This window comes from Syntrophaceae bacterium (assembly GCA_013177825.1).
In the GTDB taxonomy this organism is placed as follows: Bacteria; Desulfobacterota; Syntrophia; order Syntrophales; family PHBD01; genus PHBD01.
Genome location: JABLXX010000007.1, coordinates 55,135 through 73,914 on the forward strand (window position 1 = coordinate 55,135; position 18,780 = coordinate 73,914).

At 61.8% G+C, this 18,780-nt stretch carries 16 protein-coding genes; 8 read left to right on the plus strand and 8 right to left on the minus strand.

Annotation, left to right across the window (positions count from 1 at the left end):
* The first annotated feature begins 67 nt into the window (after positions 1–67).
* Positions 68–604: a bacterioferritin gene (locus tag HPY65_14635; protein NPU85710.1), complete on the plus strand. Its 537-nt coding sequence runs from the start codon at positions 68–70 to the stop codon at positions 602–604.
* Between the two features lie 86 nt (positions 605–690).
* On the opposite strand, the gene HPY65_14640 is transcribed toward HPY65_14635, so the two are convergent.
* The 8 genes from HPY65_14640 to HPY65_14675 form a co-directional block, all read right to left on the minus strand.
* On the minus strand, positions 691–1,095 hold the full coding sequence (locus HPY65_14640) for a PaaI family thioesterase (protein ID NPU85711.1): 405 nt from the start codon (positions 1,093–1,095) through the stop codon (positions 691–693).
* Positions 1,096–1,222: 127 nt separating this feature from the next.
* Positions 1,223–2,077 (minus strand): hypothetical protein, encoded by an 855-nt coding sequence (locus HPY65_14645; GenBank protein NPU85712.1) that lies wholly within the window; start codon positions 2,075–2,077, stop codon positions 1,223–1,225.
* A gap of 54 nt (positions 2,078–2,131) precedes the next feature.
* Positions 2,132–4,585, minus strand: a complete 2,454-nt coding sequence (locus HPY65_14650) for a PAS domain S-box protein (protein NPU85713.1) — start codon at positions 4,583–4,585, stop codon at positions 2,132–2,134.
* 213 nt (positions 4,586–4,798) lie between these two features.
* A complete protein-coding gene (locus tag HPY65_14655) occupies positions 4,799–5,197 on the minus strand; it encodes a nuclear transport factor 2 family protein (protein NPU85714.1) in 399 nt (132 codons plus the stop codon).
* Positions 5,194–6,576, minus strand: a complete 1,383-nt coding sequence (locus tag HPY65_14660) for a 2-methylcitrate dehydratase (GenBank protein ID NPU85715.1) — start codon at positions 6,574–6,576, stop codon at positions 5,194–5,196. The genes HPY65_14655 and HPY65_14660 overlap by 4 nt, the downstream gene beginning before the upstream one ends.
* Positions 6,577–6,683: 107 nt before the next feature.
* Positions 6,684–7,760, minus strand: a complete 1,077-nt coding sequence (locus HPY65_14665; GenBank protein ID NPU85716.1) for an acyltransferase — start codon at positions 7,758–7,760, stop codon at positions 6,684–6,686.
* Positions 7,761–7,880: 120 nt separating this feature from the next.
* Positions 7,881–8,522 (minus strand): DUF2238 domain-containing protein, encoded by a 642-nt coding sequence (locus HPY65_14670; GenBank protein ID NPU85717.1) that lies wholly within the window; start codon positions 8,520–8,522, stop codon positions 7,881–7,883.
* A gap of 89 nt (positions 8,523–8,611) precedes the next feature.
* Complete coding sequence (locus tag HPY65_14675) at positions 8,612–9,211, minus strand: NAD(P)H-dependent oxidoreductase (protein ID NPU85718.1); 600 nt, start codon at positions 9,209–9,211, stop codon at positions 8,612–8,614.
* Positions 9,212–9,686: 475 nt separating this feature from the next.
* Between HPY65_14675 and HPY65_14680 the strand changes: the two genes are divergently transcribed.
* The 7 genes from HPY65_14680 (at position 9,687) to HPY65_14710 (ending at position 18,772) form a co-directional block, all read left to right on the plus strand.
* On the plus strand, positions 9,687–10,661 hold the full coding sequence (locus HPY65_14680) for an arabinose ABC transporter substrate-binding protein (protein NPU85719.1): 975 nt from the start codon (positions 9,687–9,689) through the stop codon (positions 10,659–10,661).
* A gap of 88 nt (positions 10,662–10,749) precedes the next feature.
* Positions 10,750–12,240 carry an L-arabinose ABC transporter ATP-binding protein AraG gene (gene araG, locus HPY65_14685; GenBank protein NPU85720.1) on the plus strand — a complete coding sequence of 497 codons (1,491 nt, stop codon included), beginning with the start codon at positions 10,750–10,752 and terminating at the stop codon, positions 12,238–12,240.
* 17 nt (positions 12,241–12,257) lie between these two features.
* On the plus strand, positions 12,258–13,277 hold the full coding sequence (araH, locus tag HPY65_14690; protein ID NPU85721.1) for an L-arabinose ABC transporter permease AraH: 1,020 nt from the start codon (positions 12,258–12,260) through the stop codon (positions 13,275–13,277).
* 38 nt (positions 13,278–13,315) lie between these two features.
* Positions 13,316–14,479, plus strand: a complete 1,164-nt coding sequence (galK, locus tag HPY65_14695) for a galactokinase (GenBank protein ID NPU85722.1) — start codon at positions 13,316–13,318, stop codon at positions 14,477–14,479.
* Positions 14,479–15,597, plus strand: a complete 1,119-nt coding sequence (locus HPY65_14700; protein ID NPU85723.1) for a UDP-glucose--hexose-1-phosphate uridylyltransferase — start codon at positions 14,479–14,481, stop codon at positions 15,595–15,597. Before galK ends, HPY65_14700 begins: the two co-directional genes overlap by 1 nt.
* Entirely contained in the window at positions 15,537–16,520 is a 984-nt protein-coding gene (gene galE, locus HPY65_14705) for a UDP-glucose 4-epimerase GalE (protein NPU85724.1), read from the plus strand. Before HPY65_14700 ends, galE begins: the two co-directional genes overlap by 61 nt.
* Positions 16,521–16,741: 221 nt before the next feature.
* Complete coding sequence (locus HPY65_14710; protein NPU85725.1) at positions 16,742–18,772, plus strand: DUF4387 family protein; 2,031 nt, start codon at positions 16,742–16,744, stop codon at positions 18,770–18,772.
* Positions 18,773–18,780: the final 8 nt, after the last annotated feature.

Sequence of the window (18,780 nt, forward strand, 5' to 3'; positions counted from 1 at the left end):
CCACGAATGGCGGTTCTTGTCTCCAACAACGGAAGATCATCCAACACAGTCTGGAAAGGAGGCTTTTATGGCACAGGGCAGCAAGGAACAGCGCAGGAAGAAGGTCATCGAAGTCCTGAACAAGGCACGGTCCATGGAGCTGATGGCCATCCACCAGTATATGAACCAGCACTATAACCTGGACGACATGGACTACGGGGAACTGGCGGCCAAGATCAAGCTGATCGCCATCGACGAGATGCGCCACGCCGAGATGTTCGCGGAGCGGATCAAGGAACTGGGCGGGGAGCCGACGACAGATCTTGCCGCCAAGGTGCAGAAAGGCCAGAAGGTGGAGGCTGTGTTCCCGTTCAACTCCAACCTGGAGGACGACACGATCGACGCCTACAACCAGTTCATCCTGGTATGCCGGGAAAACGGGGACAGCATCAGCATGAAGCTCTTCGAGACCATCAACGACGAAGAGCAGATTCATTTCAACTATTTCGACAATGTCAGCGATCACTTGAAGAAGCTCGGCGCTGCCTACCTCGCCCAGATCGCGGGAACACCGGCCGACACAGGCCCCCCGTCCAAGGGCTTTGCAACCGGTCCGGCCGCATAACGCGGCGATTGCGGGAGAACGGAGCATCCCTGCTGCCGGCAATGGACGGGACGCCCGTTCTCCCGCCCGGCATGCAGCCTCCCCCCTCAGTCCGGGACAACCATCTGCGACTGGGAAACCAGGGCCAACAGGTTTCCTTCCGGGTCCCGCACCTCCGTCTGCCAGAGCACGAGGGTCCGTCCCTTGTGGACCAGCCGGCTCGTCGCCGTCACCTTCGTCCCGATCTTCGCGGCCCGGACGAAGTTCGTCTTGGATTCCACCGTCGAGGTCCGTGTCCCGGGGGGAAGGTTCAGGAAGGCCCCGACGCCGCCCAGCGTATCCGCCAGGGCCATGACGGAGCCGCCGTGGAGGATGCCGCCATACGTGCACAGTTGTTCCTCGACGGCTAGCGAACCCACCACTTCCTCTGTTGAGGCTTTCTCGATCCGGATGCCGAGATGGCCCGGCAGGAGCTCCGCCAGAACCTGGTTGATCTGTTCTTCCAGTGTCATGCTTCGATTCCTTCACGGATTATTTTTTCATCACACCGCCTGGAGCAGGATCCGACGGGGACCCATTCACGGGTACCTGACGGTTCTGACCCCGCTCCTGGCCGTGGCCCTTTCCATTTCCCAGGCATCAGGTCCCGCCACTCCGACATGATTCGTACAGAGCCTCCGTGATCCGTCCCTTCCAATACACCTGCCGCCCTTCCGGAAGCAGCCAGGCCACTTCCCCGCGAACGGGCACGCGCATCTCCCCCAGGATTCCGTATTCCAGCCAGCGGCCCTCCCAGGGCGTGGGAACTTCCCGGCCGCCGACGCTGCGCGGCCGATCCGGGGCATAAGCGCTCCGGATCAGGCCGTCGTCACCGAAGCGGAAGACAAGAGAAACCTTGACACCGGATGTATCCAGGGTTGCCCTCGCACTCGAGGCGTCGATGGCCGTCCAGGAGACACCCTGGGAAGGAAGGAGAGCGGTCGGAAACCAGGCGGCCTCGGCCAGGTAGCGCTGCAGGGCTCCGACGGCGATGCCCGGCGTACCCTCCGCGGTAACCAGGGGTATCAGAGCCAGGATGCTCGCGTGCATGGACCCGTGTCCGGCGGCAAAGGCGTCCCGTACCCGGATATCGATTCCCGGAACCATGGCCATGCGGGCGTCCCACACGAAGACCGCGGGGTTCACACCCACTGTCTGTTCGGCCCGGAAGGGAATCCACCGGTTCGATTCGGGCCGGACGAGGAATTCGCCATCCTGCTTCAGCCGTGCACGGCGGATCACAGGCCGGCCCTCCGGGAGGACGGCCCGGAAGTAGCGCTGCACAGGCTCGGGCAGGCCTTCGAGCTCGGATATGTTGAAGAAGGCCGGGGCCCCGGCGAGCGAGGCGCCGGCCCGCGCAGCCAGATCCTCCGTCTTGGCCTGCCATCGCACATTGGCGATCACAAGGACAGCGGTAAAAACGACCACGAATACCGTCAGGATAATCCATGCCATGCGCACGGCTGTATCTCCCGCAAGCCGCCGGAACGCCCGCGGTCCCCGAACCCGTCATCCCTCGTCGAGGACCCGGCGGACCGCCTCGGAGAGAGCCTGGATCGAAAACGGTTTCTGGACAAAGTGAATGCCCTCTTCCAGAATTCCATGGTGGGCGATGACATCGGCCGGATAGCCCGACATGAACAGGCACTTCAGGCCGGGACGGAGGGAAACCAGGCGCTCGGCCAGGTCTCTTCCATTCATCCCCGGCATGACCACATCGGTCAGGAGCAAATGGATGGTTTCCTCGGACTCCCCGACCACCTGGATCGCCCGGTCCGGCGAACCGGCCGTTATGACCCGATAGCCCAGGGCCTCGAGCACGCTCCGGGTCAGTGTGAGAACGGCCTCGTCGTCTTCCGCGAGCAGGATCGTCTCCTCGCCCCGCCGTGGTATCACGGCCTCACCCGGCTGAGACTGCTCGGGCCGGGCGGACGCAACCCGGGGCAGATAGATCCGGAAGGTCGTGCCCTGCCGCGGTTCGCTGTAGGCGTGGATGAATCCCTCGTTCTGCCGGACGATCCCGAAAACCATGGCCAGCCCCAAGCCCGTTCCCTTTCCGACCTCCTTGGTCGTAAAAAACGGCTCGAAGACGTGCTCCAGAGTCTCCCGGTCGATACCGCACCCGGTATCACTGACGGAAAGAAGCACGTAGTCGCCGGGGGAAAACTCTCCATGGCGGGCAATAAAGCCCTCGTCCACTTCCACATTGCGCGTCTCGATGGTTACCCGGCCCGCCCCGGAGATGGCATCCCGGGCATTGACCAGCAGGTTGGCCAGCATCTGATCGACCTGGGAAGCGTCGATCTTCACACTCCAGAGATCGTGGCCCGGAATCCAGGCCAGATCGATGTCCTCTCCGATGAGACGTCGAAGCATCTTCAGCATGCCGCCGACGGTGTCGTTCAGGTTCAACACCTTCGGGCTCGTCACCTGCCGGCGGGCGAAGGCCAGGAGCTGTCCGGTAAGATCCGCCGACCGTCCGGCGGCCTTGAGGATCTCCTGCAGGTTCTGGTGCACCTTCGTTCCCGGCGTGGCCAAGAGCAGGGACATCTCCGCGTACCCCATGATCGCGGCAAGGATGTTGTTGAAGTCGTGGGCCACCCCTCCCGCCAGGCGGCCCACCGATTCCATTTTCTGCGCCTGGAGAAGCTGCATCTGGAGCCGGTCCCGCTCCTCCTCAGCCCGCTTGCGGTCCGTGATGTCACGGACCACGCTGATGAAGGCCTGCGGCTCCCCGGAGGCGTCCCGGACCAGGGATGAGTTGATCTCCGCGTCGATCTGGCTCCCGTCGCGGAGCCGGATGCGGTACTCGTTTTTCTCCGAATGCCCCTTTGCCAGCGTACGGCTGAAGTTTGCCGCTGCCTTCTCACGGCCTTCATCCGTCAGGAGATCGAAGACCGTCCTGACTTCTTTCATAAATTGCGCTGTGCTCGACGCACCATACATTGCAGCAGTCTGGCCGCTTGCAGTGAGGATCTCTCCGGTCAACGAATACAGGAGGATGGAATCGGGCGACGTCTCGACCAGGGTGCGGTAGCGTTCCTCGCTGTCCCGAAGGGCCTGCTCCGCCTGCCTCCGTTCCGTGATGTCGTGGACGATCACCGTGGAGACGACGGGTTTCCCCCCTTCATGAAAGAAGCTGTTGTGAAGCAGGACCCAGAATTCCCGGCCGTTCTTGCCCCGGACCTTGTATTCCACCTTATCGGAGATCGGGATTCCCGCCATGATGTCGGCTGCCCTTTTCAGGAAGAGTTCCAGGGAATCCTCGGCTATGATCTGGAGCGGGTCCAGGGCGAGAAATTCTTCCCTCGTATAACCCGTGTAATGGCACATGACGTCATTGACATCGATGAACCGTCGCGACTGGAAATCAACCTGATAGATCCCGGCCGGTGCAAATTGAACCAGGCGGCGGTATCTATCCTCACTTTCCCGGAGCCGCTCATCGGCTCTCTTTTTTTCCGTAATGTCACGAAGATAACCCAGGAATGCCTTTTCTCCCCGGTAGACAACCTCGATGACGTTGATGTCCACGTGCACCAGCGTCCCGTCCGGCTTGATGATCCGAAGCCCGTAGTTGGACGGGGCCGGTTCCCCGACCCGCCGCCTCCGGGTATAATCGGCAAGCCTTTCCCGGTCGTCGGGGTGGACGAAAGCCCCCAGGGTCTTGTCGAGGAGATCCTCCATGCGACGGCCGACGGTCCGGAGAAAGGGCTGATTGACGAAAACATAGCGGCCGTTCTGGGTAATGACGATGCCGTCATTCGATTGTTCGAAGGCCCGGCGGTACAGCTCCTCGCTCTCCCGGAGCGCATTCTCGGCACGCCTTCGCTCGGCGATCTCCTGCTCCAGCCTGTGAACGAGCGCCTGCAGGTCGGACGAGGCCACATCCGCAGCTTTCCCGGAATTCGCGGTCTTTTTACGAGTCGTCTCGTCGGAATGCCCGTCAACGGAATCGTCCAATGCCCTGGTACCTTTCTCATCCACTTCTTTGTTTATCAGGATTGCCTGATTTGACGCAGAGTCCGTGGTTCAAACCGTCGTCCATCCACGATGATCCGCTCCGGTTTGCCTCTCCCGTAACGTCCCGGCCCACGGCTCAAGCCCTTAGCCGTCATAAACCGGGTGATGCGGTCACAGGTGGCCGCCGGGACCGGGAAGGAGAAACCGGAGGATTCAGGGATTGAACCGGGTAAAAACGCGGCCGGCCCCGATTTTCCCGTCCTCGTCTAACTCGTAGAAATCGGCGCAGGAAAAGTCCAGCGTCTCCCCTTTCCGGTAAGACTTCCCGAAAAAAAGACCGTCCGCCAGGAAATCCAGGCGAATTTTTACCTGAAGATAAACCGTCCGATCACCGAATACAACCTTTTCCGGCATGCCCAGGGTTTCCCGGAAGGAGACATGGTCCCGCGTCCAGTAAGCAATCATGTCTTGCCTGCCTTCCAGGCGCTTTTCCGACGCCTCCCAGACGCAGTCGTCACGGACGAACTGAAACACCGTTTCCCAGTCTCGTCCGTTAAAGGCCTTGAAAAATTTCTCGATGTCGGCCACCGACCCGATTGCGGGCTTCTTCATGGATCCTCCCTCCCGTCTGTTTTCAGAATACGCTGTTTCAGGGGCGCCACCAGCCAGTCGACGGAGTCCTCCCTCTCCAGTTCCCAGACCCGTCCGATGATGGAGCGGACTTCATCCCGGCTCGCGAGGTGGGACATGCTCCTTTCCACCTTCTCCTCGATCTCCCGGTCCGTCAACGGCTCGTGGGGATCCCCGCGGGGGAAATCGCGGCTGAGGCGGATCGTCTCCCCGTTTTTCAGCGTCACCGCAATCCGGCAGGGCGAGCCATCGGGATAGGTCCGGGTCATGTGGGCGTCTTCGGCCACGGCGATCTTCGGGATCAGACGGGCCACAGCCTTTTCCTTTTCGAGGAAGTCGTCATTGAAATATTCATACTCGATGGTTTTCTTCACGAGCGCCGCCGCCACGCAATAGGGAAGCGAATGGGTACGGCCGGCCCGGCTCACAGGCCGATAGGCGGTTTCGCCGTCCGCCTCCTCGATCGCTTTTTTGTATGTGTGGACCAGAACCCGGTCGATCGCCTCCGGATCGTCGATCCGTCCGGCGATTTCAACGGCCGCGTCGATGGGCGTCTGGCAGAAAACGAGCGCCGGCCAGCGCTTGAAGACAATGGATTCCAGGTCGGGCGTAGGATCCAGGATGGACCCAGAATGGGGAAGGAACCGGTTGATCCCCGCCTCGCCCTCGTAGATGTTTCTCGGCCCCTCGAAGCCGGCGTAGGCCATCTTGACGGCATGGAGTGCGCGCATGGCGCAGGATGCGTACGTGCAGTGCTTCCAGTCCGTGACCTCACCCATGGCGGCCTGGTTGATGTCCAGCCCCAGCATGCCGGCGATCCGCTGCGCCTCCGTCAGTTGGGCGACGGACAGGCCCATGGCGCATCCGATGGTCAGGGAAAGGTAAAAGAGCGACGGGGCGTCGTGATCGTAGCTGTTTTCCTCGGGGTGATAATAATCCGTGAAGGAGCACGACAGAAGATAGGCGACATGCGTCAGGGAGAGGACTTCCTTCCCGCTCTTCTTCAGCCAGTCCGCCATGGAGAGGACAAGCGACACGTTGTCCGACGGGTGGCACCCCCCCATTCCGTTCGGAGGAAGATACGTATTGACCAGGTCGCTGCGGCGCCCCAGGATCGTATTCATGAAAACGGCATTCGACGTGTTCGCCTTGCGGTGAAGTCCCCAGACGGCCAGCCCTTTCTCCGTAGGGGTCAGGGAGGTCATGGTGTCGAATTTTTTGAGCATGTCGACATCCTTGAGGGACAGGCAGATTCCCGCATAGGAATCGAGAATGTTCCGCTTGAGGATATGGACCCTTTGTTCGTCCATTTCTGAAAATGCGGTCTTTGCGACATGGGCGGCAAGCTTCTCCTCCAGCATGTTTCCTCCTCGTTTTTTTCGACGATTCTATCTCACCCTCCGGTTCCGGAACATACCTGATTCCCTTTTAGATCGAACAGGTACCCGCGCCTCCGGCGCCGGATCGTTCAGTCCCTGTGGCCGAAAAACAGCTTTCCCGCCCCGGCCAGGGACGGCCGCCGGCGAAGTGCGGCGAACCCGTGCGACAGGAGCCACACGCAGAGGAAAAGAATGGGAATCTTCACCGCCAGGGCCTTCGGCAGGCCGAGACCCGTCCACGCGGCCACGAGCAGGAGCAGGAACAGGTAATGCACGATGTAGATCTCGAAGGTGTCCACGCCGCTCCGGATCAGATAGTTCAGGATGCGCCCTTTCCGGAACGACCGCTCGACGTTCCGGAACAGCCCGATCATGAAGAGGGCGCCCGCCAGATGGAAGGGAAAGCCGGAGAGGAGAAAATATCCCCGGCCGTAGACGTGAAAAACCTCCAGCTGCCGGGACGTTTCATAATAATACGGCACCAGGAGAACCGAACCGAGAACGAAGAGCGAGAGCGTATGCCCGGCCAGAAGCTCGACCCGGTCCGGCCGGGCTCCCAGCCAGACGCCGGTCATGAAGAAGGCGCTCCACCCGAAAAAAAGTTTTCCGTAATGCCACTCGAAGGTCGGCTCGGAGATGCCGGACACCCAGAGGGCGTACTCCGAAACCGCATAAAACCCCAGGGACAGGACGATGGAGACCATGAGGGCCCGGTTCAGGCCTCGGCCCTGGAGATGCCGGTGCAGGAGCGGATACAGAAGGAAAAACTGGAACAGGACAAAGACGAAATACAGGTGGACGAAACCAGTCAGGAAGGCAAACAGCGCGCTCCCCGAGAACAGGGGCCAGCCCATGAGCACCCTGGCAAAGACCAGGTAAATCGCATTCCAGACAAAAAACGGCGCCAGGACCGTGGCAACCTTGTGCCGGAGAAATTCGCCGTACCGGACCGGCCCCGGAGAGCGATCGAACTCGATCCGGAGCAGGAAGCCGGAAATGATGAAGAACAGGGGCACCGCAAAGCGCGAGAAACAGAGGAAGGCCAGTTCCCGTGGCTGTGCCGCTTCACCGCCGTGGAAGAGAAAAATGTCCAGTACATGACTGAGGACGACAAGCAGCATGCAGCCGGTTCTGGCGATTTCAATCCACTCGATCCGCCTGTTCAAGTCTCTCTCCGGTGAAATCAAATCATCGGTTTGACCGTTGCCCGTCTGCGGGCTCGGCCCTGACGGCAAGGCACCGATGCCTTGTTCCTCGCATCACCCCGGGGTGAGCGCTCGCAAGAATCAGCCCTTCCGCCGGGCCTCCCCGTCAACCTCCTGTTCCAGAAAGCCGATCTGCCGGTCGTGGAAAGAGGACAGGGTGAGCATTGCCATGGTCGAGCCGATCAGCGCGAAAAACATGTCCGACTGGGTATCCCAGGGGTCGCCCTGGGTCCCCAGGAACTCATCAGCCCCCTGCCCCAGGGCGAGGGCCGCCCACCACTCGATCAGCTCATAGACGGCGCTGAAAGCCAGGGCGACACAGACCGACAGGAACGCAGCCATGCCCTTTCCCCTCACGAACCGGCCCCGGAGCAGGACCTCCCTCACCAGGAGCGCGGGAACGAATCCCTGCATGAAATGGCCGAGCTTGTCGTAAGGGTTTCTGTTCAAGTCTAAGAACTCCTGGAACCAGGCCCCCAGGGGAACCCGCGCGTATGTGTACGCGCCGCCCAGGATCAGGACCAGCGCATGGGCGCAGAGCAGGAAGAAAAGCAGGGAGGTCAGGGGAAAGCGGCGGTGCGTTGCGAGCAGAATCGGCGCCGCCATCAGAACGGGGGCGACTTCCATGAGCCAGGTGGCGCGGTCGTAGGGATCGAGCCCGGAGACAATCAGCGCGGCGAAGACGAACAGCCCGGCGGCAACACGCAGTTTCAGATCGCTCATGAATTCCTTTCCCCGTCTTCCAGACGTTTTCATCCCGGATGCACCCACCCCGGTCCTGGAATCGCACGTGACGCCGCCGCCGTTCGGCTTTATTCGCCCTCCCGGAAGACGCGGCGGCAAATCGTCTTCGCCTCCTCCAGCCAGGCCCGCCTCTCATCGAGCGTGCTCGTGACCACGACGCGGAACGTTCTCCGGTGGAAATTCCGGATGCCGCAGAGGTCGAAGATGCAGCGCCTCCACAGGGCCTCCAGGGGATCGCCGAAGACGGCCCGCTCCCGGTCCTCGACCGTATTCGAGGTGTTGAACACGACGGCTGCCTTCGCCTTCAACAGGCCCACGGGGACCCCCTCTCCGCTGTCTCCCTCCTCGAACCGGTAGGCCACGCCGGGGCGGACGACCCGGTCGACCCATCCTTTCAGAATCGCCGGCGGCTGTCCCCACCAGTTGGGATGGACGATGACAATCCCGTCGGCGGACCGGAGCTCATCGCAGTGCCGCCGGATCGGCTCCGGAAGGACCGCCGTCGTGGCGATCTCTGCTGCGGGCAGCAGGGGATCGAAGCCCTCCGCCCACAGGTCGTGGAAGACGACGTCATGGCCGCCTTCCTCCAGAGCCGCCCGTGCGGCGGCGGCAACGGCATGATTGAAACTCCCGGGATCGGGATGACCAAGGACAAGCAGGATTTTCATATTCCTCCCTGAAGATGACAAGCCGCCCGCACATTAGCGAGGTGCGCGATGTGCGTCAAGCCTGATTCTGCCTGCATCTTGATGTACCTCTCCAGGCAATACCGTATCCGTGAGAAGGATGAACAACCCAAACCGGGGGCAGCAAATATCCAATTCTTCTTTTCTATCATTGCCTTGCCAACATGGCCCTGCCGATAAACCAGGCAGACCGGGCCTCGAACAACAGTTGCAATGCCTATTTATTGCCAGTAATTATTAAATAATTATCAGGTGTTGCAATGTTCGAGGCAGGTGCTATTTGTCTGGTCCCGACAGGAATCTCCAGCCTGCATGAGCATGCCGGCAACAAACTCTTCCCCTGCAAGACACAACCTGCTCGCAGACTGGACCGGCCGACAGACGGCCGAAGCGTCCGCTTCCGAGGCTACGTCGGGCATTCAGCATCCTCCCGGATGAAAGAAAGGGAAAAGGCGTTATGAAAAGAGTGCTGGTTTCTCTGACCGTATGGCTTTGCGTGTTGTCGATTGTCTCCTCCGTCTCCGCCGCCGAGCGCATCAAAATCGGCTTCATCGTCAAGCAGCCCGATGAATCCTGGTTCCAGGACGAATGGAAATATGCCGACCAGGCGGGCCGGCAGTTCGGTTTCGACGTCATCAAGATCGGCGGAACCGACGGGGAAAAGGTCCTGAACGGAATCGACAACCTGGCGACCCAGGGCGCGAAGGGCTTCATCATCTGCACCCCCGATGTGAAACTGGGTCCGGCCATCTTGGCCAGGGCCCGGGCGCACCGCCTGAAGCTGATGAGTGTCGACGACCGCTTCATCGGCCCGAAGGGGGCTGTCATGGAAGACGTCCATCATGTCGGGATCTCCGCCTACAACATCGGCTCGCTGGCCGGCTGGACGATCATCAGCGAGGCGAAGGGACGAGGCTGGAACCTGAAAAACGTGGGCTTCCTCCGGATGAGCTTCGATTCTCTGCCCACCATCAAGGAGCGAACGGAAGGAGCCACCGCCGCGCTTGTCGCCGCCGGTGTTCCGAAAGCGCGCATCTTCGATTCACCCATGAAGACCCTCGACGTCGAAGGGAGCTTCAATGCCGCAAACATCACCATCACCAAACATCCGGACATCACCCTCTGGGTCGTGGCGGGGGGAAACGACAACTCCATCCTGGGAGCGATTCGAGCCCTGGAAGGACACGGGTTCGGCGCCGACAGGGCGATCGGAGTCGGGATCAACGGAACCGAGGCGGTCGCGGAGTTCCAGAAGAAGAACAAAACGGCCTTCACAGCATCCATCCTTCTGAACGCCAGGCAGCACGGCTACGACACGGCCAGAACCATGTTCTTCTGGATCCGGGACGGGAAGGAGCCCCCGAAAATCACCTGGACGGCGGGCACCGTCATGACGCGCAAGAACTACAAAAACCTGATGGGTCTCAAGTAGGAACCGGGACCGCAAGGAAACAGGAAAAGGGCGGAACGACGGCACCGCCGCGGTTCCGCCCGATCCCAACCTGCAGGGCGATGGAATCATGAGTTCGTTTCTGGAGTTTCAAGGCATCACCAAGACTTTTCCCGGAGTCAAGGCCCTCGACAACGTCTCGTTCGGTGTAGCGAAAGGAACGGTGCACGGTCTGGTCGGAGAGAACGGCGCCGGCAAATCCACGCTGCTGAAGATATTGAGCGGTGCATACACTCCCACGGAAGGGAAAATCGTCATCCATCAGGAACCGAAGGTTTTCACCAGAACCCGCGATGCAATCGATGCCGGGGTCGCCATCATCTACCAGGAGCTGAACCTGGTCCCGGAGATGACGGTGGCGGAAAACCTGCTTCTCGGGAAATGGCCGCAGCGCGGTTTCTTCCTGGACAGGAAAAAACTGCTGGAGCGGTCCCGGACCCAGATCGCGGAACTTCTGGAGGACATCGATCCGGACACCAGGCTGAAGCATCTGCCCATCGGGCAGAGACAGATGATCGAGATCAGCAAGGCCCTCCTCCATAACGCCGAGGTCATCGCGTTCGACGAGCCGACCAGCTCCCTCTCCAGGAAGGAAACGGAACAGCTTTTCCGCATCATCCGGAATCTCCGCGCACGGGGGAAAACCATTCTCTACGTGTCGCACCGGCTCGAAGAGATTTTCACGCTCTGTGATGCCGTCACCGTCTTCCGGGACGGCCGGAGGATCCAGACCTTCGAGTCGATGGACGGCGTGACGGACAATACCCTGATCCAGCGCATGGTCGGTCGTGAAATGAAGGATATGTACGGTTACCGTCCCCGGGAAAAAGGCTCCACGCTGTTTGAGGTATCCGGCCTTCAAGGCCCCGGAATCAAGCAAAAGTCTTCCTTTTCCGCGGCGCGGGGCGAAATTGTCGGGTTCTTCGGCCTCAGCGGTTCGGGCCGGACGGAGCTGATGAAGAACATCTTCGGCGCCATCGAGAAGCGATGCGGCAATATTCGCGTCGACGGCAAACCCATCGCCGTCCACAATCCCTTTTCCGCCATCAATCAGGGTCTGTGCCTCTGCCCGGAAGACAGGAAATACGAGGGAATCATCGCCGTCCGGTCCCTGAGCGAGAACATCAACATCAGTTCCCGGCGGCATTTCCTGAAACTCGGCCTTTTCCTGAACAAGCGGCGCGAGCGGGAACGGGCGGACAGCTACATCGAAAAGCTTCACATCCGAACCCCGTCAAGAGACCAGTTCATCGGCAACCTGTCGGGCGGAAACCAGCAGAAAGCCATCCTGGCGCGGTGGCTCAGCGAAAAAGTCGACGTCTTCCTGCTGGACGAGCCGACCCGCGGCATCGACGTCGGATCGAAGTACGAGATTTACCAGATCATGTACGGACTGGCGGAAGAAGGGAAAACGGTCATTTTTGCGTCCAGCAGTCTGCCGGAAGTGATGGGCGTCGCCGACCGGGTCGTGGTCATGTGCGGCGGCACCATCATCGGTGAGGTGGACCGGAGAGACGTCAGCGAGGAAACCCTTCTTTCGATGGCATTACCCAAAGGATAATCGAGGATATTCGCTTTATGAACAGGATCGTTGAGCAACAGGCGGAATCGGCAAAAGCCGTATGGGATTTGAAGAAGGTGCGGATCAACCGGTTTCTGCAGAACATCTGGGCGAATTCCGGAATGGTGGTGGTCTATGTCGTCATGTTCATTGCGTGCTCGGTGTTCGTGCCCTACTTTTTCACGCTGCGCAACATGATCGGGCTGGCCCTTTCCATCACGACGATCGGCATGATCGCCTGCACCATGATGTTCATCCTCGCCGCCGGTGACCTGGATCTCTCCGTCGGCTCCATTGTCGCTTTTTCCGGCATCATCGCCGCCACGGTCATCAACCAGACCGGCGACGTCTATATCGGCGCCCTGGCGGGAGTGATCGGCGGGGGGGCCGTGGGGCTGCTGAACGGGACCCTGATCGCCGTCTTCAATCTGAACCCTCTGATCTGTACCCTGGCGACCATGCAGATCGTCCGGGGCGGAGCCATGATCGTTTCCGACGGCATCGCCATCGGCATCACCATCCCGGAATTCTTTGCTCTGGGCAACGAGTCGGTTTTCGGGATTCCAAACCCCATCTGGATCACCATCCTGATTTTCATCGTGTTCGGAATCCTGCTGAACAGCACGTCCTACGGGAAAAACATCCTGGCCATCGGCGGCAACAAAGAGGCGTCCCGCCTGGCCGGGATCAATGTCTCCCGGATGAAGAACGCGGCGTTCACCCTGCAGGGGGTCGTCTGCGGAATCGCCGGGGTCATCCTGTCGTCCCGCATGACAAGCGGGCAGCCCAACGTCGGCCTGGGGCTGGAGCTGGACGTGATCGCGGCCTGCGTTCTCGGCGGCGTCTCCCTGTTGGGCGGCATCGCCACGATCGAAGGGCTGCTGGCGGGCGTCCTCATCATGGGAACGGTCCAGAACGTCCTGAACCTGCTGAACGTCGAGACCTTCTACCAGTACGTGGTCCGAGGCGCCATTCTGATCATCGCCATCCTTCTGGATCAGTTCAAACAGCGCAACCAGTCGGCGGTGATGCGGTGATGGCGCTTCTGGCCCTCTCTCCCGGGAATCATCCGTCCATGGCCGCCGGGGATCAAGCCGGCCGAATTCGCGGGGCCTTCCGCCGCCACTTCGGCGAGCCCGCCATGATGGTTCGCAGCCCCGGCCGCGTGAACCTCATCGGCGAGCACACGGACTACAATCTGGGCTTCGCGCTTCCCGGCGCCGTGGACCGGGCCATATGGCTTGCCGCAAGCCCCCGCCGGGACCGTTTCTGCCGTTTCTACAGCGTGGATCTGAACGACACGCTGGTCCTGGACCTGGACAAGCTCTCCCATTCCGAGTCTCACTGGGCCAATTACCTGCTGGGAATCTACGCCGAGCTGGCCGCGGACGGCAGGAAGGTCCCGGGCGTGGACTGTGCATTCGGGGGAAACGTACCCATCGCCAGCGGCATGTCCTCTTCCGCCGCGTTGGAATGCGGCTTCGCCTTTGCCCTCAACTCGCTTTTCGGCCTGGTCCTGGACCCCGTGGCCCTGGCCCGTCTCTGCCAGCGGTCAGAGAACCGGTTTGTTGGCGTGGCCTGCGGAATCATGGATCCATTCGCCTCCCTGCTCGGGAGGAAGGATCACCTGATTCATCTGGACTGCCGGACCTACAGCTTCCGATACGTGCCCTTCAAGCGGGACGACATACGCGTTGTATTGTGCGATTCGCAGATACGGCGAACCCTCCGGAACAGCGAGTACAATGTGCGACGGGCCCAGTGCGAGGCGGGCGTAACCGTGCTGGCGGAGGCTTTTCCGGAAGTCTGGAGCCTCCGGGACGCCACTCCGGACATGCTGGAGGCGGTCCGGAATCGGCTGGATCCCCTTGTATACCGTCGATGCCGCTACGCTGTGGAGGAAAACCTGCGCGTACTGGAGGCCTGCGAGGCCCTGGAGCGGAACGATCCGCAGGCCGTCGGCACCCTCATGAACGCCACTCACAAGGGCCTGCGCGACGAATACGAGGTTTCCTGCGCGCAGCTCGACGTCCTGGCGGAGGCGGCCATGGCAGTGCCGGGCGTCCTGGGGAGCCGCATGATGGGCGGCGGTTTCGGAGGCTGCACGATCAACTTGGTGGAAGAAACCGCCCTGGACCGTTTCCGGGAGGCCATGGCGGCCGTTTTTCGCGACCGCCTGAAGAAATCCCCCGTCATTCACGTCTGCTGCATCGACAACGGTACAACGGAGGAAACCTGATGTTCTCAGACCGCTCCCATCGCCGGCTCAATGTCCTGACCGGTGAATACATCCTGGTGAGTCCCAATCGCAATCAGCGTCCCTGGCAGGGACTCCGGGAACGAACTCCCGAGGCCGGCCGCCCGGCCTACGATCCGGACTGCTATCTCTGCCCCGGCAACACCCGGGCGGGAGGCCGCATGAATCCGACTTATGAAGGGACATTCGCCTTCGACAACGATTTTGCGGCACTCCAGCCCAGACTGCATCGAAGGCCCGAACGATTTGAATACGGCCTGTTGACGGCGGAGGCAGAAGGTGGAGTCTGCCGGGTCGTGTGCTTTTCCCCGCGCCACGATCTCAGCCTGCCGGAACTCGGCATGGAGGAGATCGATGCCGTTCTCGCTGCCTGGTCCGAGGAAACCGCCGCCCTGGGCGCCCGGGATTCCATCCGTTACGTCCAGATCTTCGAGAACAAAGGCGAAATCATGGGCTGTTCGAATCCCCACCCCCACAGCCAGATCTGGGCCACGGAGTACATTCCCACGGAGCCCGCCAGAGAGCTGGTTTGCCAGCGGCAGTATTTTCAGACGCACGGCCGTCCCCTGCTGCTGGACGTGCTGATCCAGGAAAGGACCGCCGGCGTGCGCATTGTAGTGGAAAACGAGCACTGGACGGCCCTGGTGCCCTTCTGGGCGCTCTGGCCCTTCGAAACGCTGCTCATCCCCCGCCGCCCCGTGTCCCGCCTGCCGGAACTGGAGGCGGCGGAGCGGCTGGCCCTGGCGGATCTCCTCAAGCGCCTGACCACCCGCTACGACAACCTTTTCGAAATCAGCTTCCCCTACAGCATGGGCTTTCACCAGGCGCCTTTCGACGGCGAGGAACACCCCGAATGGGTGCTCCACCTTCATTTCTATCCGCCACTCCTCAGGAGCGCCACGGTCCGGAAATTCATGGTGGGATTTGAAATGCTCGGCATGCCCGGGCGCGACATCACGGCGGAGCAGGCTGCGGCCAGGCTGCGGGAATGCTCCGAGATTCACTATAAACAGCGGCAGGATTCATCCGGGAGTTCCGAATGCACGTTCTCGTCACCGGCGGAGCCGGATTCATCGGGAGCCATGTCGTCGACCTGCTGATCCGGGAAGGCCACCGGGTCACCGTTCTGGACACGCTGGAGAAGGGGCACCGTCTAGCGGTCCGCCCCGAGGCGGCCTTTGTCCGGGGAGACTGCGGCGATGCGGCCCTTCTGTCACAGATTTTCAGCGAGGGGTGTGTGGAGGCGATTGTGCATTTCGCGGCCTATATCGAGGCCGGCGAATCCATGGCCTTCCCGGAACGATTCTTCGTGAACAACACGGCCCGGACCATGATCCTCCTTGAGGCGATGCTCCGGGCGGGGATCGGGAAATTCGTATTCAGCTCCACCGCCGCCACCTATGGCGAGCCGCAATACATTCCCATCGATGAAGCCCATCCCCAACGGCCGACCAACGCCTACGGCCAGGCCAAGCTCATGGTGGAGCAGGCTCTGGACTGGCTGGGCCGGCAGCGGGGGCTGCGCTATGCCGCCCTTCGCTACTTCAATGCCGCCGGCTGCTCCGACCGCCTCGGGGAAGACCACCGCCCCGAGACCCACCTGATCCCCCTGGTGCTGGACACGGCCCTGGAAAAGCGTCCCCAGATCAAGGTCTTCGGGACGGACTATCCGACCCCGGACGGAACCTGCATCCGGGACTACATCCATGTCGAGGATCTGGCCGCCGCACACCTCCTGGCCCTGGAGGCCCTGGGAAGCAGGCGCTCCCTGCGCTACAACCTGGGCAACGGCCGGGGATATTCCGTCCGGCAGGTCATCGGGGCCGCCCGCCGGGTGACGGGCCACCCGGTCCCCGTCGTGGAGGAGCCCCGTCGTCCCGGCGACCCCGCAATCCTCGTGGCCGGGAGCGAACACATCCGCAGGGAGCTGGGCTGGGAGCCAAAACGCCCCTATCTGGAGGACATCATCGAGAGCGCCTGGCTCTGGCGACAGGCCAATCCGATGGGCTACGGGGATGCCTGATGTCCTCATGGGCGTCGCTCGCATCCTTCGCATCGTTCGCGGATCGGGACACCCGAACGCAAACCCGTTGCGCAAATCGCCAAACGGTCCTATATCGTGATCCCTGACCTTCATGCCGCGTTTCGAAAAAGAGCGGCGACCCGTTTTCAGCCGCCCGCCGGACCTTCGGACAAAATGGACGGCGAATCCGCCCGAGCTACCGGGAAACGAAAGGAGACATCATGAGCTACCGCATCCTGGCATCCAAGTTGGGCTACAGCTGTCCCGAATCCTCCTGGGAAGAAGCCATGAAGATGAAGATCGACCTCATCGGGGCCGACGCGGGCTCCATGGACCCGGGCCCCTATTACCTGGGGACGGGGAAATCCTACATGAAGCCGGCCTCCCTGAAGCGGGACTTCACACTGCTCCTCCGGGCCGCCCTCCGGATGAACTGCCCGCTCCTCATCGGCAGCCTCGGCCTCGCCGGCGACGAGCCCCACCTGGCCTTCATGCTGGAGCTCATCCGGGAGATCTTCGAGGAGGAGAACGCGAGGGACCTCCGGGTGGCCGTCGTGGACGGGCATGTGGACAACGGTCTTCTGATCGGCCGCATCGACGAGCTGCGGCCCCTGGGGTCCATGCCGGCGCTGGCCGAAGACGATGTCCGGAACAGCCGGCTGGTCGCCCAGATGGGCATCGCCCCGTACATCACCGCCCTCGACGCGGGGGCACAGATCGTTCTCTGCGGCCGCTCCTGCGACGTGTCCATCTTCGCCGCGGACCCGGTCCGGCGCGGGATCGACCCGGGCCTGGCCTTCCAGGCGGCCCACATCCTGGAATGCGGCGCCATCGCCTGCGATCCCGGCTCGGCCAGCGACTACCTGATCGCGGAGTTCCGGGACGACGGGAGCGTCGTATTCATCCCCCCGAACCCGGAGCGGAAGGCCACGGTCTATTCCGTCGCCGCCCACGCGCTCTACGAAGAGAGCCACCCCTGCCTGCAGTATTACCCCGAGGGCGTCCTGGTCATGCAGCGAACGGAGTATTTCCAGGACAGCGACCGGACCGCCGGGATCCGGAACGCCGCTTTCGTACACAGCCCGCTGACCGTCAAGATCGAGGGCAGCCGGAAGATCGGCAAAAGGCTGGTCTCTTTCCTGCCCCTGAAAGAGGAAGCCGCCCTCTCCCGCGATCCCCTCCTCGACCGGCACCTTGTCTACGGCCTGAACGCCGTGGAGCGAAGCCGCCTCCTCCCGGGAGAACAGGAGATCGGCATCCTGCTCAAGGTCAACGGCTCCGACGGGGACGGCGTGGAGGCGCTCTCCACGGTCCTGAAGGGCTTCATGCTGCACTTTGGGTATCCCGGCCGCATCACGACGGCGGGCAACCTGGCGTTCCCCATGTCACCCAGCGAGGTCGTATTCCGGGAAGCGGACGGCACCCATACCGCTCTCGTCCTGGCCGGGACGAGGGAGCCCCGTTTCATCGAACAAAGGGCAGATATCTTCCGGACGATCCTGGCCCTCGCCGCTGAGGAGTATCCGGCCATCTACGCCGGATGCACCGTCGATTTCATCATCGCCGGCCCGGAGCATCCCTTGCTGTTCCTGGAGACCGTGGCGGAGACCGCCGAGGAAGCCGCAAGGCGGCACGAAGAGGACCTGAAGCAGGCGGAGGCATACCTCGATCCGGGCCGTCCGTCCTTTCTCCGCCTGGAAGGAGCCGACAGCTATGCCTGGAGCGTCTTTCACCTCTGGAACAACGAGAAGGCGATCCGGGAACACCTGTTTCCGATCCGGCTGTACGAGGCAAACGGTCGGGACTGGACTCCGATCCGGGAGATGCGGCCCGCGTATTTGCCGATCGGCCTCACGGACTATCCCGGCAGCCTGGACGACCGCAGCGTGGACGCCATCGAGCCGGTGGCGCACTCGGGAGAGCCCGTCGAATACCGGCCGCTCCTCGACATGATCCAGGTCCTGCGCTCCAAGGATGCGGGGATCAACACGATCACCTACGACGTCTTTTTCAAGTCGGAGGAGGAGTACCGGCAGGCCCTCCGATCGAACGCCTTCACGAAGGAGGCGATCGCGAAAACGCTCGGCGTGCCGGAAGACCGCATCATGGGGACGTTCCGCGCCGACCCGTGCTTCGCCGTCAAGATCTCCCGCTACCGGGACCGGATTTCCGGCACCCCCGGCAGCCCGGACGTCTTCGGCGCCCAGCAGCAGATGAAGATCGAGCGGATGAGCGTGCCGATCTACCGGTAGGTCTGCGG

Excerpts from the sequence above, each read along its gene's own strand:
- HPY65_14635 (NPU85710.1), top strand. The coding sequence starts at position 68 with ATGGCACAGGGCAGCAAGGAACAGCGCAGGAAGAAGGTCATCGAAGTC.
- HPY65_14640 (NPU85711.1), bottom strand. The coding sequence starts at position 1,095 with ATGACACTGGAAGAACAGATCAACCAGGTTCTGGCGGAGCTCCTGCCG.
- HPY65_14645 (NPU85712.1), bottom strand. The coding sequence starts at position 2,077 with ATGGCATGGATTATCCTGACGGTATTCGTGGTCGTTTTTACCGCTGTC.
- HPY65_14655 (NPU85714.1), bottom strand. The coding sequence starts at position 5,197 with ATGAAGAAGCCCGCAATCGGGTCGGTGGCCGACATCGAGAAATTTTTC.
- HPY65_14660 (NPU85715.1), bottom strand. The coding sequence starts at position 6,576 with ATGCTGGAGGAGAAGCTTGCCGCCCATGTCGCAAAGACCGCATTTTCA.
- HPY65_14670 (NPU85717.1), bottom strand. The coding sequence starts at position 8,522 with ATGAGCGATCTGAAACTGCGTGTTGCCGCCGGGCTGTTCGTCTTCGCC.
- HPY65_14675 (NPU85718.1), bottom strand. The coding sequence starts at position 9,211 with ATGAAAATCCTGCTTGTCCTTGGTCATCCCGATCCCGGGAGTTTCAAT.
- HPY65_14680 (NPU85719.1), top strand. The coding sequence starts at position 9,687 with ATGAAAAGAGTGCTGGTTTCTCTGACCGTATGGCTTTGCGTGTTGTCG.
- araG (NPU85720.1), top strand. The coding sequence starts at position 10,750 with ATGAGTTCGTTTCTGGAGTTTCAAGGCATCACCAAGACTTTTCCCGGA.
- araH (NPU85721.1), top strand. The coding sequence starts at position 12,258 with ATGAACAGGATCGTTGAGCAACAGGCGGAATCGGCAAAAGCCGTATGG.
- galK (NPU85722.1), top strand. The coding sequence starts at position 13,316 with ATGGCCGCCGGGGATCAAGCCGGCCGAATTCGCGGGGCCTTCCGCCGC.
- HPY65_14700 (NPU85723.1), top strand. The coding sequence starts at position 14,479 with ATGTTCTCAGACCGCTCCCATCGCCGGCTCAATGTCCTGACCGGTGAA.
- galE (NPU85724.1), top strand. The coding sequence starts at position 15,537 with ATGCACGTTCTCGTCACCGGCGGAGCCGGATTCATCGGGAGCCATGTC.
- HPY65_14710 (NPU85725.1), top strand. The coding sequence starts at position 16,742 with ATGAGCTACCGCATCCTGGCATCCAAGTTGGGCTACAGCTGTCCCGAA.